Source organism: Paeniglutamicibacter psychrophenolicus (assembly GCF_017876575.1).
GTDB lineage: Bacteria > Actinomycetota > Actinomycetes > Actinomycetales > Micrococcaceae > Paeniglutamicibacter > Paeniglutamicibacter psychrophenolicus.
Genome location: NZ_JAGIOE010000001.1, coordinates 489,866 through 505,813, shown reverse-complemented (window position 1 = coordinate 505,813; position 15,948 = coordinate 489,866). Strand labels below are relative to the sequence as shown.

Here is a 15,948-nt window from a genome sequence, read left to right as displayed (position 1 = left end):
GCAAGATACGCTGCGTCCACTATGCGGTCCCGAAACAACAACCCCTTGTTTTCGCGGAACCACAACAACAACAACCACTATTGTGGTCGTACCCCAATTTTACCCACCCCTGCCCTTCACCGGAGCCGGGGATGCGGTTGAGAAGGTTACGGCGGTCATAGCGTGGGGGAAACGCCCGGTCCCATACCGAACCCGGAAGCTAAGACCCACCGCGCCGATGGTACTGCACTCGGGAGGGTGTGGGAGAGTAGGTCACCGCCGGACAACTTGTCCCGGAACCCCCAGGCCCCTGGCCCGGGGGTTCCGATGCTTAACGCCCGTTGCGGCCCCCGGCACCCGCCGGGGGCCGCACCCCGTTAACCACCCGCCCCGGCGGCCGGCACCACGCGCAACGATAGGCACCGGGCCACCCGACGAAAAGTTATGCACAGCTTCTGTGGATAACTGCTAACGTCCACCGTGCAGCTGTCCCCCAATGAGTGAAGCCAGGACCATTGGCCCGGGAGCAGCGCTTGGCCCCAATTGCTCCTTGAGAAAATTTCCCCAGAGTGCTCGGTGAATTGAATGGGCGCCATTGACGGTTCCGCATAAGCTCATCCCGCGGCCTGTTTCACCAGCGGAATAACCACGCAAAATTATGTCAAATTCTTGTTTCAGACGCGTAAAGTGAATCCTTGAGACGTAGAACACGCTTCGCGTCGCAGCCCGTGTCTTTGCCTCAGTGGATCCAGCGCCAGCAACTGGCTCGTGAGGTGGCAGATTCGCGGCGGCGGCAACTGCATGCGTATGGATGAATGGAATAGGACCACAATGAGCACCGATTCGTCACTTGCAACCAACGCCGGGGATCCGAAACTCAGCGAGAACCATCGCGACGAGAGCGTCAGGCCACAGGACGACTTGTATCGCCACGCCAACGGCGCCTGGCTCTCTAGTGCGCAGATCCCGGCCGACCAAGGTAGCTACGGCTCCTTCATGGCGCTGCGAGACGACTCGGAGGCCGCGGTCCGGGCCATCATCGAGGCAGCCGCGGAAAACCGCCAAGCGGCCGACGGCTCCGTCGATGGGCGCAAGGAACGCATCGCCAACCTATACGCCAGCTTCATGGACGAAGAGCGCATCGAGGCGAGCGGAGTCGAACCGATCCGCGCCGACCTGGCCGCCATCTACGGCACCACCACCATCGCAGAACTTCTCGTGCTGAGCGGATCATTTTTCCGCCGGGGTGTTTCCGGGTTCATCCAGGCCGGGGCCAGTTCGGATGCAGGATCCCCGGAACGCAACCTGCTGACCCTGATCCAAGGCGGCCTGGGGCTGCCGGACGAGTCCTACTACCGAGAAGAGCAATTCGCGGAGCTCCTTGGCGAGTACCAGGAGCACCTGGGCCGGCTGCTGGCCTTGGGCGAGCTTACCGACACCGGGACGGCGGCGCAGGACGTTGTCACGCTGGAATCCGCGTTGGCCTCCCACCACTGGGACCGGGTCAAATGCCGCGACGCCCAGGCGCGCTACAACCTCATGACAGCCACAGAGCTGTTGGAGCACATCCCGTCCTTGGCCGGCTGGCTCGCAGGTGCAGGAATCGAGGAAAAGTACTTCGCCGAGGTCGACGTGTGGCAGCCAAGCTATCTCAAGGGCCTTGAGCAGGTCCTTGGCAGCGAACCGCTCGCCTCCTGGCAGCACTGGCTGGCCGTGCAATTGATCCGTTCAAACGCACCGTACCTCTCCAGCGCATTCGTGAATGAAAATTTCTCCTTCTACTCCGCGAAGCTCGCCGGTGTTCAGGAACTGCGTGATCGCTGGAAGCGCGGGGTGGCATTCACCGAAGGGGCTGTCGGCGAGGACATCGGCCAGCTCTACGTTGCTGAGCATTTCCCGCAGCGCAGCAAGGACGAGATGGACGCGCTGGTGGCCAACCTCATTGACGCCTACCGCCAGTCCATCGGCGAGCTTTCCTGGATGGGCCCGGAAACCAGGGACAAAGCACTGGAAAAGCTGTCGATGTTCCGCCCGAAGATCGGCTACCCGAACGAGTGGATCGACTACTCCGGCATTTCGACGGTGGACGACAACGTCATTTCCAATATCGCCGCGGCCAACGAATTCGAGTTCCTGCGCGAACTGAAAAAGATCGATGATGGCGTGGATCGAGAACTGTGGTTCATGTACCCGCAGACGGTGAACGCGTACTACCACCCGCTGCTGAACGAGATTGCATTCCCTGCTGCCATCCTGCGCTCACCGTTCTTTGACGCCGACCGTGACGCCGCATCCAACTACGGGGCCATCGGAGCGGTCATCGGGCACGAAATCGGGCACGGCTTCGACGACCAGGGCTCCCAGTTCGACGGCACCGGCGAATTGAAGAACTGGTGGACCGACGAGGACCGGGAAGCCTTCGAAAAGCTCACCGGCAAGCTTGTTGACCAGTACGATGCGTTGGTGCCCCCGGAAGCCCCGGAGCACCACGTCAACGGCAAGCTCACGCTCGGGGAGAACATCGGCGACCTGGGCGGTCTAGGCATCGCCTACACGGCCTACAAGCTGGACCTGGCGGCCCGCGGGATGGATGCCGACGAGGTCATAGACGGGCTGAACGGGGACCAGCGCTTCTTCTACTCGTGGGCCGAATGCTGGCGCACGCTGTCACGTCCGGAGACCATGATCACCCGCATCACCACGGACCCGCACTCTCCTGGCGAGTTCCGGTGCAACCAGGTACCCAAGAACATGGATGCTTTCCACGAGGCCTTCGGCACCAAGCCGGGAGACGGCATGTGGCTGGATCCGGAAGATCGCGTCAAGATCTGGTGACCGCCAGGGCAGCCGCCGTCCGTTCCCGTCGGGGATGGGCGGCGGCAGCCTTCTTGGGTCAGGCGGCTACGGACCAGTGAAGTAGTCGCCGATGTCGTCGAGCAACGACGTGAACGCGGCCGGAACGGATCCGTGCATGCCCTTTGGGGTCTCGAGGTAGGTGGATCCCGGGACCACCTCATGTAGCTTCCGTGCAGTCGAGCGGAAGTACTCCGCACTTTTGGCTCCTGCCATGAAACGCGTGTTTTGCGGGAGGATCGAGAATCCGCTCGCGGGTTGCGATTCCTCGAGGGCGGCCTTCAGCTCGCCCACCCCGCTGGGCAGCATTGTGCGGACCAGCTTTCCGGCCTTGGTTCGGGAGGTCCCTGCAAGTAGCGCAGCAAGGATTGGTTGAGGAACCTTCCCCAGCGTGGGCGAAAACTTCATGCCACGTTGCATCCGTGCCAACGCTCGACTGTTTCTCCCCGCCGCAACATCGTCCGAGCAAGCATTCAGCCACGTCGTGTCGATGGATGCATCAAGATTGATGGCCGGGTCGTAGACCGCCAGACGCGCCGGCACCGGGCCGCTGCCCTTCGCTGCGGGGTCCAGGAAGCTGCGCACTGCATTGAGCACCACGGCGCCGCCCAGGGAGTGCCCAAAGAGGTTTTGCGCCCCGGTGTGTTCGAGCATGAGTGCCACGTCGGCGATCTCGGTGTCCATGGAGTAGTCCGCAGGCTGCTCGGTTGAATTGCCGCGCCCGCGGCGGTCATATACGTCCACCGTCCAGTCTTCACCCAACCTGGCTCCGAGGGCAGCGGCAAACGGGCGATAGATCAATGCGGTCAAGAACGCTCCGCCGACAACAAGGATGCGGCGGTGCCCGGGAGCTTGCGGATTGCCATATGAATACAGGGCAAGTGAGCCACCATCGGAGGTTCGCAGAATGTTTTCTTCCATGATTCCTCCATCCTATTCTGCACGGGAAAATGGCATGGGGGTGTTGCTGAACACCTCTCAGCCCGCGCTCAGATTATTCGGACTAGAATTGGCTATTGTGACTGCCGAAAAAACTGCCCCAGTAGCCAACCCCGCCGAGACCAACGACCAGCGCCAGGTGCGCATGGATAAGCGTGCCGCTTTGTTGGCCCGCGGAGACGAAGCTTATCCAGTGGGCGTCGCGCGCACTCACTCGCTTCATGAAATCCGGGAGCAATTCCCCGAGCTGGCACCAGATACCGCAACGGGCGTGACCGTTGGCATCGTCGGACGCATCGTGTTCATGCGCAATACCGGCAAGCTGTGCTTCGCCACCTTGCAGGAAGGCGGGCCCGAGGGCCGCGGCACCCGGCTCCAGGCCATGCTCTCGCTTGCCAACATCGGCGAGGAAAAGCTGGCGGATTGGAAGTCGCTGGTGGACCTGGGCGACCATGTGCTGATCACTGGTGAGGTCATTGCCTCGCGCCGTGGCGAGCTTTCGGTCATGGCCACCGACTGGAAGATGGCATCCAAGGCCCTGCGTCCCCTGCCTGTCCTGCACGCCGAGCTCAACGAAGAGACCCGCGTTCGCCAACGATATGCGGATTTGATCGTGCGTGACGAAGCCCGTGAAATGGTCTACAAGCGTGCGGCAATCACGCGCTCGGTGCGCGACACCATGCACTCCCGCGGCTATGTCGAGGTTGAGACCCCAATGCTTCAGCTGGTCCACGGCGGCGCTTCCGCGCGCCCGTTCGAGACCCATTTGAATGCCTTTGACCAGCAAATGACCCTGCGCATTGCCCTCGAGCTGTACCTCAAGCGCGCCGTCGTTGGCGGAATCGACCGCGTTTTCGAAATGGGTCGGATCTTCCGCAACGAAGGTGTGGACTCCACGCACTCCCCGGAATTCACGATGCTCGAATGCTACGAAGCATACGCCGACCAGTTCGTGATGGCCGAGCGCATCCAGGAAATCATCCTCAATGCGGCAGACGCCGTGGGCGCCGGCCGCCAGCTCGAGACCCCCAAGGGAACCATCGACTTGGACGGCGAATGGGCATGGCTTGGTGTGTACCCAGGGCTTTCAAATGGCGTGGGCCAGGAAATCACCCCCGAGACCTCCGCGGAAACACTGCGCGAAATTGCCCAGAAGCATGAAGTGAAAGTCGATCCAAAATGGGATGCTGAAAAGCTTGTCATTGAATTGTTTGGTGAAATCGTTGAACCAACTCTCATCAACCCGACCTTCGTTTACGATTACCCGCCGGCTGCCCAGCCGCTGGCCCGCCCGCACCGCAGCAAGCCAGGCGTCATCGAGGCCTGGGACCTGATCATTGGCGGCATGGAGCGCGGCACCGCGTTCTCGGAGCTGATCGACCCAGTGATCCAGCGCGAGCGGTTGACCGAGCAGTCCCGCATGGCAGCGGATGGCGACGACGAGGCCATGCAGCTGGACGAAGACTTCCTGCGTGCGCTGGAATATGGCGCTCCGCCAATGGGCGGTATCGGGCTGGGCATCGACCGCCTCGTCATGCTGTTTGTTGACACCGGGATCCGCGAAACCATTCTCTTTCCGTTGCTCAAGCCGGAGGCCTAAAATGCCGTATATCGAGGCGCTTGTCCCGACCATTGTTGTTGCGCTCGTCTTTTGGTTTGCCATTCGTGCTGTATCCAACGTGGATCGCACGGAGCGCGCAGCGGAAGCCGAAGTCGAGGAACAAATTAAATTGGCGGCACAGGCCAAGGACAACAAAAGCCCGAAAGCTGATAATTAGCCCGTTATCTGTATTTCCACTTGCTGAATGACGCTTACTTGTGTTTATGATATGAGTGCGAGCGTGGGCCAATACCGTTAATTGGTTCATGCGAATTCCCACCCCAGCAAGGAGACGGTAATGGCACGTCAGGTCCAAATAGCATTGATTGATGATATCGACGGTTCCGAGGCAGTAGAATCCATCGTATTCGGCATCGGCGGACAGCACTATGAAATTGACCTCAATGAGGAAAATGCAGAAGCTTTCCGTGAAGCCTTTAAGCCTTACATCAAGGTTGCCCGCACCTCGAAGCAGTTCACCCCGAAGGAAGCTCCGGCCATCCGCGCCTGGGCCAAGGAGAACAACGTCAAGGTCAACGCACGCGGCCGTCTGCAGGCCGATGTAATCGCTGCCTACCACGCAGCCCAGGCGAAGAAGTCGCGCTCGAAGTCCAAGTAGCACTTTCGGCACCTGATACTTCCGGCGGGCCCAGCGCCCCCGGCCGCTGTGGGGAATGCGAATAAGCGTCGAGGGATCGGCTCCAGTGAAATGGAACCGGTCCCTCGACGTTGTTTAATCCAAAGTTGAACGCCGAGGGTGAACAATGTTATCCCTTGGGCGAACATGCAACACTTGCCCGAATTTGATGCGTAGCATCGAAATACGTGTTAGCTAGGAGTGTGCCGCATGTTTGAGAGATTTACCGACCGTGCCCGTCGCGTTGTCGTGCTTGCCCAAGAAGAGGCGCGCATGCTCAACCACAACTACATCGGAACCGAGCACGTATTGCTCGGCCTCATCCATGAGGGCGAGGGAGTAGCGGCCAAGGCCCTTGAGTCGCTGAACATCTCTCTCGGCGCCGTGCGTGAGCAGGTCCAAGAGATCATCGGACAGGGCCAGCAGGCTCCGTCCGGTCATATTCCCTTCACCCCCCGTGCCAAGAAGGTGCTCGAGCTCTCGCTGCGCGAGGCGCTGCAGCTGGGCCACAACTACATCGGCACCGAGCACATCCTGCTCGGCCTGATTCGCGAGGGCGAGGGCGTTGCCGCCCAGGTCCTGGTGAAGCTCGGCGCCGACCTGTCCCGGGTGCGCCAGCAGGTCATCCAGCTGCTCTCCGGTTACCAGGGCGGCAAGGAAACCGCAGGTGCAGGAGTCAGCTCCGGCGGCCAAACCGAAGGCACGCCGGCAGGTTCGGCTGTGCTGGACCAGTTCGGACGCAACCTCACCGCCGCCGCCCGCGAAGGCAAGCTCGACCCGGTCATCGGGCGCGAGTTCGAGATGGAACGCGTCATGCAGGTCCTCTCGCGACGAACCAAGAACAACCCTGTGCTCATCGGCGAGCCCGGCGTCGGAAAGACCGCGGTCGTCGAAGGGCTTGCCCAGGCGATCGTGCGCGGAGACGTCCCGGAAACCATCAAGGACAAGCAGCTCTACACCCTTGACCTCGGTTCCTTGGTTGCCGGTTCCCGCTACCGCGGTGACTTCGAGGAACGCCTGAAGAAGGTCCTCAAGGAAATCCGCACGCGCGGCGACATCATCCTCTTCATTGACGAGATCCACACGCTGGTCGGTGCCGGCGCCGCCGAAGGCGCCATCGACGCGGCCTCGATCCTCAAGCCAATGCTGGCACGAGGCGAGCTGCAGACCATCGGCGCGACCACGCTTGACGAGTACCGCAAGCACATCGAGAAGGACGCGGCCCTCGAGCGCCGCTTCCAGCCGATCCAGGTCAAGGAACCGTCGGTGGAGCACACCACGCAGATCCTGCGTGGGCTGCGCGACCGCTACGAGGCACACCACCGCGTTTCCATCACCGATGGGGCGCTCGTGGCCGCCGCCGAACTGGCGCACCGCTACATTTCCGACCGGTTCCTGCCGGACAAGGCCATCGACCTGATCGATGAGGCCGGTGCGCGCCTGCGCATCCGCCGCATGACCGCGCCTCCGGCTCTCAAGGCCATGGACGAGGAAATCTCCACGGTCCGCCTGGAGAAGGAAGCCGCCATCGACGCGCAGGACTTCGAGGGTGCCGCGTCGCTGCGCGACAAGGAAGGCAAGCTCCAGGAAGCACGCGCGGAGAAGGAAAAGGCCTGGAAGAACGGCGAGCTCGACGAGATCGCCGAGGTCGATGCCGATCTGATCGCCGAGGTCCTGGCCAACTCGACCGGCATCCCGGTCATCAAGCTGACCGAGGAAGAATCCACGCGACTGCTGAACATGGAAGATGAGCTGCACAAGCGGGTCATCGGCCAGAACGAGGCAATCAAGGCGATCTCGCAGGCCATCCGCCGCACCCGTGCCGGACTGAAGGACCCGAACCGCCCCGGCGGCTCGTTCATCTTCGCCGGCCCCACCGGCGTCGGCAAGACCGAACTGGCCAAGGCCCTGGCGGAATTCCTCTTCGGTGAGGAAGACGCGCTGATCACCCTGGACATGTCCGAGTACTCGGAGAAGCACACGGTCTCGCGTCTCTTCGGTGCACCTCCGGGCTACGTCGGCTACGAGGAAGGCGGACAGCTGACCGAGAAGGTCCGTCGCCGTCCGTTCTCCGTGGTGCTCTTCGACGAGGTCGAAAAGGCCCACGCCGACCTGTTCAACTCGTTGCTGCAGATCCTGGAAGACGGCCGTCTGACCGACTCCCAGGGACGCGTCGTGGACTTCAAGAACACGATCATCATCATGACCACCAACCTTGGCACCCGCGACATCTCCAAGGGCGTCATGACCGGCTTCCAGTCGTCCAGCGATACCAAGACCGGATACAACCGCATGCAGGCCAAGGTCCAGGAAGAGCTGCGCCAGCACTTCCGTCCCGAGTTCCTGAACCGTGTCGACGACGTTGTGGTCTTCCCGCAGCTGACCCAGGACGAGATCGTGGAGATCGTGGACCTGTTCCTCGGACGCCTGCGCAAGCGCCTGGTGGACCGGAACATGACCATTGAGCTGTCCCAGGCCGCACGCGTCCTGCTGGCGACCCGCGGCTACGATCCGGCCATGGGCGCCCGCCCGCTGCGCCGGACCATGCAGCGCGACATCGAGGACCAGCTTTCGGAGAAGATCCTCTTTGGCGAGCTGGTCTCCGGACAGCACATCAAGGTCGATGTCGACGGCGAGGGCGACGAAGCGACGTTCACCTTCCACGGCGAAGGCGGAACCCCGCAGATCGAGGGCGAGCCGGCACCGGTCGCCATCGAGGGCTAAGCCCGAAGCACGCAACTGCGCCCCTGGGGTGGCATCCGCAAGGAAAGCCACCCCAGGGGCGTTTTGCGTGCGCCGGGAACGGTTCGGGGCCGCCGCTACACAATTCACGTCGGGTACCGGTGCCGGGCATAGGATACAAAGATGAAATCCTTTACCATCAGGCGTGCGAAGACCAGCGATGTGAGAAGCATCCGAGACCTGGTCCGGCCGCTGGCGGAGGACCGCGTGCTGCTGGAAAAGGAAGCGGTCGCCTACTACGAGAACCTGCAGGAATTCTTCGTCGCCGAGGATTCGGACGGCAACGTCATCGGCTGCGGCGGGCTGCACGTGATGTGGGAAGACATCGCCGAGGTCCGCACCCTGGCCACGAATACCGACTGGCGCGGACACGGCGTCGGGCACCGCTTGCTGCAAAAGCTGCTTCTGGAGGCGCGTGAGCTGGGTGTCTCACGGGTCTTCTGCCTGACCTTCGAGGTCGACTTCTTCCTGCGCAACGGGTTCTCAGTGATGGCCGAGCAGTCCGCCGTCGACCCGGAAGTCTATTCCGAGCTTTTGCGTTCCACCGATGAGGGCGTGGCCGAGTTCCTGGACCTGGCCCGGGTCAAGCCCAATACGCTCGGCAACACCAGGATGATCACCCACTTCTAGGCGCCGGGCCGGGCCGGAGGCCCGTTCGCCTGCGCAGCCATTAAACGCCGGGACTCCACGTCCCCCGAGGGGAACGCGGAGTCCTGTTCGACTGGAACCAAGAGGTCAGCGGCGGATCGAGCCGCCGTCGACGACCAGCGTCTGGCCGGTGACAAACCCGGCACCCTCGGAGAGGAAGAAGCGGGTCGGCCCCACGTAGTCCTCCACAATCGAGGCGCGCTTGATGGCGCGGGTGGCGATGTTCGCGTCCTCGCCGCCGGCGAGCTTGGCTGCCAACGGGGTCATGACCAGGCCCGGTGCAATCACGTTGACCGTGATGTTGCGTTCGCCCATTTCCATGGCGAAGCTGCGGGCAAAGCCGATGATGCCGGCCTTGGAGGCTGCGTAGGCTGCAGCGCCGCCCGGGGCCTTGAACACGGTGCCCGAGGAATACAGCACGATGCGTCCGCCGTCCTGAACCAGGTCAGCGGTTCCCTGAAGGAAGTTCAGCGTGCCGTGCAGGTTCAGCATCAGCGCGCGTTCCCAGTCGGCCTTGGGGGTGTCCAGGAACTTGCCGAAGAGGCCAACGCCTGCGCAGTGGATCAAGGAGTGGATGGAGGTCCGTCCCTGCTCCTTCAAGGCTGCGCGGACATTCTCCGCGGCGTCGCCTGCGACATCCCCTGCCACGTAGTTGACCCCGTCCAGCGGGTTCTTGGGCAGCGAGCGGGACACCGAGGTGACATCCCAGTCATTGCGCAGGTCATTGACCAGGCCCTCGCCGATTCCCGAGGAACCGCCGGAGATTACCAGTGCCGGTGCGCTCATGCGTTGCCGCCCTTGGTGATGTCGGTGAGGAACTCGTTGATGACGGCCCAGGTTGCAGCGGGCTGGCTGATGTTCGGGCTGTGCTTGGAATCCATGACCACGGCCTTGGCCTGCGGCAGGAACTCCTGCAGCTTGGTGCTCCAGCCGCTTTCGAACAAGGTGTCGTTCTTGCCCTCGATCAGCAGCGCAGGGGTGGTGACCCCGGTCAGGTTGCCCGGGTACGGATCCGCCGGACGCTCAACCTTCATGGCCTCGGGCGGAGCGGTGTGCGGTGCCTTCATCGAAGCGAAGTGCCCCGGTGCGACGGCCCAGCGCATGCGGGCCTCGAGCTGGGCGTCCTTGTCCTCGAACGGTTCGCACAGGAAGCCGACGATTTCCTCGAGGCGCTCGGGGGTGCCGTCGAAGTCGCCGATCTTGGCCAGGTCGGCCCCGCGCCAGGCACCGCCGGTGCCGGCAATGGTGCTCACCGAGGCGATGCGCTCGCGCAACGCCGGGTTGGTCAGCGCACGCAGGGTCAGCGAGCCGCCGAAGGAGTTGCCGACCAGGTGGACCGGCTCGGTGATTCCCAGCTGGTCCAGCAGCGAGAACAGGTGGGTCAGGCGGAACGCGAAGGGCGAAACGTCCAGGCGGATCGACTTGGCGGATCCGCCGTAGCCGAGCAGGTCCGGTGCGATCACGCGGAAGTTTTCGGCGGCCAGCGGCAGGATGCCGCCCCAGGTCACGTCAGCGGCGCCGCCCCAGGCACCGTCGTGCAGGAAGACGACGACGGGGGCGCCGGTGGCCGGGCCGCCGGAGAGGTAGCGGGTTTCAAGGTTGGCGACGACAGCGGTCGTCTCGGTGATCGTAGTTGTCTCGGTGAGCAATTCAGCCTCCGGTGTTGTGGATCGGATGTTGGATGTTTGCGGGGGGGGCGGATTAGCCCAGCTGGTATTCCTCGGGGCGCACGTGGGTGGTGCGCTCGAAGTAGTTCCGTGCCGGCAGCGGCCACATGATGGTCGAGCGGCCCTCTGCGTTCATGTACCAGGAGTGGGTCTTGGACCAGCCCCAGGTGCGCTTGGCGCTTTCGGAAACGATTTCCTTGTCGTATTCGAAGAACACGTCGTCGCGCAGGTTCAGCGACTTGTAGCCGCCCTCCGCCAGGGTCTTGATCGCATCAAGCATGTAGACGGCCTGGCATTCCAGGAAGAAGACCAGGTTGCCGTGGATGACGGTGTTGGTGTTCGGCCCGTACATGCAGAAGAAGTTCGGGAAGCCCGGAAGCGTGGAACCCAGGTAGGCGCTGGCGTCGATGCCCCAGGTCTCGTGCAGGTCCTTGCCGCCGATGCCCGCCACGGACATCGGAAGCAGGAAGTCAGCGGCCTTGAAGCCGGTGCCCAGCAGGATGATGTCGGCATCGATGTGCTCGTCGCCCAACCACACGCCGGTCTCGTCGACGCGGCTCACGCCCTGGGAAACCAGGCGGACGTTCTCGCGCTTGAGGGTCTTGACCCAGGTGCCGTCGTCGCAGATGATGCGCTTGGCGGCCGGCGGGTAGTTCGGGATGATCTGCTTGGCCAGCACCTCGTCGTCACCGGCCTGGTCGAGCAGGTAGGAGGTCAGGTCCAGGCGCAGCGCCTCGTTGGCCGCGGAGACCGAGACCTCGGTCGGCCCGAAGTCCTGATCGACAGTGGCGGCCGCGAGGTTGCCCACAACGCGCGGCAGGAAGATCGAGAAGCGGTAGTACGCGCGGTACTGGTTCAGGTTGTTCAGCAGCCAGCGCTCGCCGGTCTCGATCTCCTGGCGGAGCACCGGGGTGGAACGCAGCCACGGGGCGCTGCGCTGGAAGATGGTGACCTGTTCGGCGACCTTGGCGACGGCCGGGGCGAACTGCAGGGCGCTGGCGCCGGTGCCGACGACGACGACCTTCTTGTCGGTGAAGTCCAACTCGTGGTCCCAGCGCGCGGAGTGCACGATGGGGCCCTTGAAGGTGTCAAGGCCTTCCAGGTTCGGGATCGAGGGGCGGTTGAGCTGGCCCACGGCGCTGACCACGATGCTGGACTCGAAGGTTTCCCCGACTCCTTCGGCGGTCTTGGTTTCCAGGGACCAGGTGCTGGTCTCCTCGTTCCATCGGGTCGCGGTGACCTCGGTGCCGTAGACCATGTGCTCCAGCAGGCCATTGTCCTTCGCGAAGTTGTGAAGGTACTCGTGGATCTTGTCCTGGCGCCCGAAGTGCGTCTCCCAGTCGTGCTGGGTGAAGGAGTAGGTGTAGATGTGGCTGCGCACGTCGGTGCGGCAATCCGGGTAGGTGTTTTCCCACCAGGTGCCGCCGACGTCGCGGCTCTTCTCGATGATCTTGAACGGGACGCCCGCCTGCTTCAGGCGCAGGCCGGCGAGCAGCCCGGAGAAGCCGGCGCCGATGACCACGGCGTTCAGTGCGGTGTCCGGGGCGATGTCCGCGAGCTTCCACTCGGGCTGGCGCGGGTCGGTGTTGTTGGGAATGAACGAGACCTCGGACATGGCCAGCGCGTCCTCGACGGGCGCGCCCATCAGCCAGGTGCTCATGGCCAGGCGGAGTTCCTCGCTGGGCTCGGAGGCCCAGGTGGTCTGGGTCGCCAGGTGCGGTGCCAGCAGCTCGAAGCAGCGCTTGCGTGCCGTGGCCTCGGTCTCGGCGTCCAGGCCGCTGCTGGGCAGGGCCCGGAGGTTCGGGCGCCAGTCGTCGCGCAGCACGCTGGTGTCGCCGGTGACGTGGGCGGTCAGCATGATCAGCGCGGGGACCTGGGCGGATTCCAGGTGGGCGGCGAGTTCTTCTTCGCTGACCTTCGTCGTGGCGCGATCCAGTGTCTTGTTCATTTCTTCTCCGTAAGGCAGTTTAAGTGTACGGCGGACCCGAAGGGCCGTTAGTTGGTCCAGCAGTCCAGTGCATCAAGGAAGGGGCGCACGGTCTTGGCGACCTCTTCCGGATTCTCGAAGGCAACCAGGTGCCCGCCCTTGGCAAAGAGCAGCTCGGCGCCGGGGATCGAAGCGGCTAGCTGCTCGACGAACGCACGGGGGATGCTTCGGTCGTCGTCGCCGCCGACCACGAGGGTTGGCGGCGGCGTGTCAAGCTGGAAGTCGCCGACCGTGGTCATGGCCTCGAAGTACTCGGCGATCGTGTTGCCGCCGGCCTCGAGGAACTGGGTGCGGGCCTGCAGCACCATGGGGTTGGAGGCGTCGGTGGAGTTGTCGCCGAACCAGCGGTGCATGGTTACGTCTCCGACATCCTCGAGCCCGTTCGGGGCCCGGACCTCTGCGGCGCGCGCCAGGGTCCCGGTGGTTGCCGCGTCGTCGTAGGCGCCGCGGGTGGCCATCAGGATCTGCGCATCGACGCGATCGGGGAAGCTGCCGGTAACGGCCTGGGCGACCATGCCGCCGAGCGAAATGCCCAGGATGACCGAGCTTTGCACGTTCTCGGCGTCCCACATGGCGGCGATGTCCTGGGCCACGAGGGCCAGGGTGGGGGTCGAGTCCCCGCGTGCGCTTTGGCCGTGCCCGCGGAAATCGGGTGCGAGCAGGCGATAGTCATCGCCGAGCGCCTCGGCCAGCGGTGCGTACCAGGATCCGTCCAATGCAAGCGAGTGCAGAACGGTGAGAAGGCGCGGGCCGTGCCCGTACTGGCGGTAGACGGTGGTGGTGCCGTCGGGAGCGGTGATCTTCTGAAGGATGTTGTTAGTCATTCTTGCTTTCCTCCCTGATGCGTTCTTCGGCGAGGTCGACTTCCTTGCGAAGCCGGTCGGACATTTCGTGGAAGTAGGACTTGAACATGTCCGAATCCCGGCGCATCTCCTGGCGACGCGGGCGTTCGAGCTCGATCTTCATGTCGACCACCATGCGGCCCGGGCGGCTGGCCATGAGGATGACGCGGTCGGACAGCAGGATGGCTTCCTCGAGGTCGTGGGTCACGAAGATGACAGTCGGACGCTCGGCCTCCCAGAGGCTGGTGAACTCTTCCTGCTGGATCGCGCGGGTCTGTGCGTCAAGGGCCGCGAAGGGCTCGTCCATCAGCAGGACCTTGGGGTTCTGCACCAAGGTCCGGGCAATCGCAACGCGCTGGCGCATGCCCTGGGACAGGTGCAGGACGTCGGAATCGGCAAATTCGTGCAAGCGGACCTTGCGCAGCCACTCCTCGGCGCGCACGCGGCGCTCTTCCTTGGGAACCCCGCGGATCTCCATGCCGAGTTCCACGTTGCTGCGGACCCGGCGCCAGGGAAGCAGCGCATCGCGGGCGAAGAGGAAGGCGGCGTCGTTGCTGCCAGGGCGCACCTCGTGGCCGTCGATGAGGACCTTGCCGGCGCGCGGCTTCAGGAGGTTGCCGACCATGCCCAGGGCCGTCGTCTTGCCGCAGCCCGAGGGGCCGACGATGCTGACGAACTCGGATGGCTCGATCTTCAGGTTGAAGTTGTCCAACACCCGCACAGGACGGTTGCCGTGCAGGAAGCTGTGGTTCACGTTCTCGAACTCGACAGAGACCCCTCTGGCCGTTGAGGACTGGGCCGTCTTTTCAGTCATGGGAGTCTCACTATCGGGGGTTGAACGGAGGGTTGTATCAGACATTTTCGCTCCAGTCATTGGGTTGCGGGGCCGACCCGTTTGGCAGTCTACGTTGGTTGAGGATTGCTGAGCCGGCACCAGCGATGGTCACGCTGGAACAGCTATGAACACGATGAAACCGGGAGGCTTATGCTTGTGGTGCACGTCACCTGCTTGTCCATGAATCGTTGAACACATGCGCGGCAGAGTCAAGGAAAAGTCGGGCTTTCCGGGGCTATCGCAACGATAGCGGTTAGTTCATTGCCCTGGGGAGCGAATGGATGGAAGCTTTCTCAAACGCACCATTGCCATGACGGCCCGCAGTGCGTGAACCAGCCGCACACACCGGGAACGCATCAAAACCAGGAGGACGTCAGATGACGAACGCAGTCAGCAGCACCAGCAAAAAGGTGGGCCAGACCATCTTCGATTTCACCGGCCAGGTCGTCATCGTGACGGGCGCCTCCGGCGGCATCGGATCGGCGCTCGCCGACAAGTTCGCACAGGCCGGCGCCGATTTGATCCTGCACGGACGCAAGGCCGAAGCCCTTGAGGCCAAGGCCGAGCAGATCCGCGAACTCGGACGCAAGGCGGTGGTGGTGACCGGCAACATCCGTGAGCCCGAGACCGCCGATTTGCTGGTCCGGACCGCCCTTGAGGAATTCGGCCGCATCGACATCCTGATCAACAACGCCGGCGGCAACTTCGCCGCACGCCTGGAAGACCTTTCGGTCAACGCGTGGAACGCCACCATCGGAACCAACCTCTCCGGCGCGTTCCACACCTCCGTGGCCTGCCTCCCGATCTTCGAGCGCCAGGGTGGCGGAAACATCATCAACGTCGGCTCCGGATCGGCGAACTACGCCCACCCGATGCGCGGCGCGTACGCAGCTGCCAAGGCGGGGCTTGCCTCGCTGACCAAGACCATGTCCTGGGAGTGGGCGGACCGCGGAGTGCGGGCCAACTGCGTCGAGCCGGGCGCCACCTTGACTCCGTCCTCGCGCTTCGCCAATGCGGATGTCGAGAAGTCCTTCGGCGAGTTCCTGGCCCTGGGGCGCGTGGGGCTTCCCGAGGAAGTCGCCGACGCCTGCCTGTACCTGTGCTCGGATGCCTCAAGCTTCATCACCGGCACCGTCCTGCAGGTCACCGGCGGGCCGCACACCTCATCGCCGCTGGATTCAAAGCTTGTCAGGGAACCGCGCAATGCGTGATTCATTCA

At 63.4% G+C, this 15,948-nt stretch carries 13 protein-coding genes and 1 rRNA gene; 8 read left to right on the top strand and 6 right to left on the bottom strand.

Annotated elements, in window-relative coordinates; all coding sequences use genetic code 11:
* Positions 1 to 147 precede the first annotated feature (147 nt).
* A 5S ribosomal RNA gene (rrf, locus tag JOF46_RS02160) occupies positions 148 to 264 on the top strand.
* 546 nt (positions 265 to 810) lie between these two features.
* A complete protein-coding gene (locus tag JOF46_RS02155; RefSeq protein WP_209905821.1) occupies positions 811 to 2,814 on the top strand; it encodes a M13 family metallopeptidase in 2,004 nt (667 codons plus the stop codon).
* Between the two features lie 66 nt (positions 2,815 to 2,880).
* On the opposite strand, the gene JOF46_RS02150 is transcribed toward JOF46_RS02155, so the two are convergent.
* On the bottom strand, positions 2,881 to 3,753 hold the full coding sequence (locus JOF46_RS02150) for an alpha/beta fold hydrolase (protein WP_209905820.1): 873 nt from the start codon (positions 3,751 to 3,753) through the stop codon (positions 2,881 to 2,883).
* A gap of 34 nt (positions 3,754 to 3,787) precedes the next feature.
* Here JOF46_RS02150 and lysS point away from each other — a divergent pair, with 34 nt between their 5' ends.
* From lysS to JOF46_RS02125, 5 genes are all read left to right on the top strand, one after another.
* A complete protein-coding gene (gene lysS / locus JOF46_RS02145) occupies positions 3,788 to 5,371 on the top strand; it encodes a lysine--tRNA ligase (RefSeq protein ID WP_425355074.1) in 1,584 nt (527 codons plus the stop codon).
* A gap of 1 nt (position 5,372) precedes the next feature.
* Entirely contained in the window at positions 5,373 to 5,549 is a 177-nt protein-coding gene (locus JOF46_RS02140) for a hypothetical protein (RefSeq protein ID WP_209905819.1), read from the top strand.
* A gap of 120 nt (positions 5,550 to 5,669) precedes the next feature.
* The gene (locus tag JOF46_RS02135; RefSeq protein WP_071214548.1) at positions 5,670 to 5,990 is read left to right on the top strand and encodes a histone-like nucleoid-structuring protein Lsr2; all 321 of its coding nucleotides are present in this window, start codon (positions 5,670 to 5,672) and stop codon (positions 5,988 to 5,990) included.
* A gap of 228 nt (positions 5,991 to 6,218) precedes the next feature.
* Complete coding sequence (locus tag JOF46_RS02130) at positions 6,219 to 8,732, top strand: ATP-dependent Clp protease ATP-binding subunit (protein ID WP_113762907.1); 2,514 nt, start codon at positions 6,219 to 6,221, stop codon at positions 8,730 to 8,732.
* A gap of 141 nt (positions 8,733 to 8,873) precedes the next feature.
* Positions 8,874 to 9,380, top strand: a complete 507-nt coding sequence (locus tag JOF46_RS02125; RefSeq protein WP_209905818.1) for an amino-acid N-acetyltransferase — start codon at positions 8,874 to 8,876, stop codon at positions 9,378 to 9,380.
* Between the two features lie 105 nt (positions 9,381 to 9,485).
* Here the strand turns inward: JOF46_RS02125 and JOF46_RS02120 are convergent, their stop codons facing one another.
* From JOF46_RS02120 to JOF46_RS02100, 5 genes are read right to left on the bottom strand one after another with little or no spacing between them, the layout of a single operon-like run.
* Positions 9,486 to 10,184: an SDR family NAD(P)-dependent oxidoreductase gene (locus JOF46_RS02120; protein WP_209905817.1), complete on the bottom strand. Its 699-nt coding sequence runs from the start codon at positions 10,182 to 10,184 to the stop codon at positions 9,486 to 9,488.
* A complete protein-coding gene (locus JOF46_RS02115; protein WP_209905816.1) occupies positions 10,181 to 11,047 on the bottom strand; it encodes an alpha/beta fold hydrolase in 867 nt (288 codons plus the stop codon). Before JOF46_RS02115 ends, JOF46_RS02120 begins: the two co-directional genes overlap by 4 nt.
* Before the next feature lie 52 nt (positions 11,048 to 11,099).
* Entirely contained in the window at positions 11,100 to 13,013 is a 1,914-nt protein-coding gene (locus JOF46_RS02110; RefSeq protein ID WP_209905815.1) for a flavin-containing monooxygenase, read from the bottom strand.
* A 47-nt stretch (positions 13,014 to 13,060) separates the two neighbouring features.
* The gene (locus JOF46_RS02105) at positions 13,061 to 13,876 is read right to left on the bottom strand and encodes an alpha/beta fold hydrolase (RefSeq protein ID WP_209905814.1); all 816 of its coding nucleotides are present in this window, start codon (positions 13,874 to 13,876) and stop codon (positions 13,061 to 13,063) included.
* A complete protein-coding gene (locus JOF46_RS02100) occupies positions 13,869 to 14,708 on the bottom strand; it encodes an ABC transporter ATP-binding protein (protein WP_209905813.1) in 840 nt (279 codons plus the stop codon). Before JOF46_RS02100 ends, JOF46_RS02105 begins: the two co-directional genes overlap by 8 nt.
* Positions 14,709 to 15,106: 398 nt before the next feature.
* Between JOF46_RS02100 and JOF46_RS02095 the strand changes: the two genes are divergently transcribed.
* On the top strand, positions 15,107 to 15,940 hold the full coding sequence (locus tag JOF46_RS02095) for an SDR family NAD(P)-dependent oxidoreductase (RefSeq protein ID WP_209905812.1): 834 nt from the start codon (positions 15,107 to 15,109) through the stop codon (positions 15,938 to 15,940).
* Positions 15,941 to 15,948: the final 8 nt, after the last annotated feature.

What these genes read in the sequence shown, in the direction of transcription:
- JOF46_RS02100 (WP_209905813.1), bottom strand. Translation starts at nt 14,708, where the DNA reads ATGACTGAAAAGACGGCCCAGTCCTCAACGGCCAGAGGGGTCTCTGTC.
- JOF46_RS02155 (WP_209905821.1), top strand. Translation starts at nt 811, where the DNA reads ATGAGCACCGATTCGTCACTTGCAACCAACGCCGGGGATCCGAAACTC.
- JOF46_RS02120 (WP_209905817.1), bottom strand. Translation starts at nt 10,184, where the DNA reads ATGAGCGCACCGGCACTGGTAATCTCCGGCGGTTCCTCGGGAATCGGC.
- JOF46_RS02125 (WP_209905818.1), top strand. Translation starts at nt 8,874, where the DNA reads ATGAAATCCTTTACCATCAGGCGTGCGAAGACCAGCGATGTGAGAAGC.
- JOF46_RS02140 (WP_209905819.1), top strand. Translation starts at nt 5,373, where the DNA reads ATGCCGTATATCGAGGCGCTTGTCCCGACCATTGTTGTTGCGCTCGTC.
- JOF46_RS02105 (WP_209905814.1), bottom strand. Translation starts at nt 13,876, where the DNA reads ATGACTAACAACATCCTTCAGAAGATCACCGCTCCCGACGGCACCACC.
- JOF46_RS02110 (WP_209905815.1), bottom strand. Translation starts at nt 13,013, where the DNA reads ATGAACAAGACACTGGATCGCGCCACGACGAAGGTCAGCGAAGAAGAA.
- JOF46_RS02130 (WP_113762907.1), top strand. Translation starts at nt 6,219, where the DNA reads ATGTTTGAGAGATTTACCGACCGTGCCCGTCGCGTTGTCGTGCTTGCC.
- lysS (WP_425355074.1), top strand. Translation starts at nt 3,788, where the DNA reads ATGGGGGTGTTGCTGAACACCTCTCAGCCCGCGCTCAGATTATTCGGA.
- JOF46_RS02135 (WP_071214548.1), top strand. Translation starts at nt 5,670, where the DNA reads ATGGCACGTCAGGTCCAAATAGCATTGATTGATGATATCGACGGTTCC.
- JOF46_RS02150 (WP_209905820.1), bottom strand. Translation starts at nt 3,753, where the DNA reads ATGGAAGAAAACATTCTGCGAACCTCCGATGGTGGCTCACTTGCCCTG.
- JOF46_RS02095 (WP_209905812.1), top strand. Translation starts at nt 15,107, where the DNA reads ATGACGAACGCAGTCAGCAGCACCAGCAAAAAGGTGGGCCAGACCATC.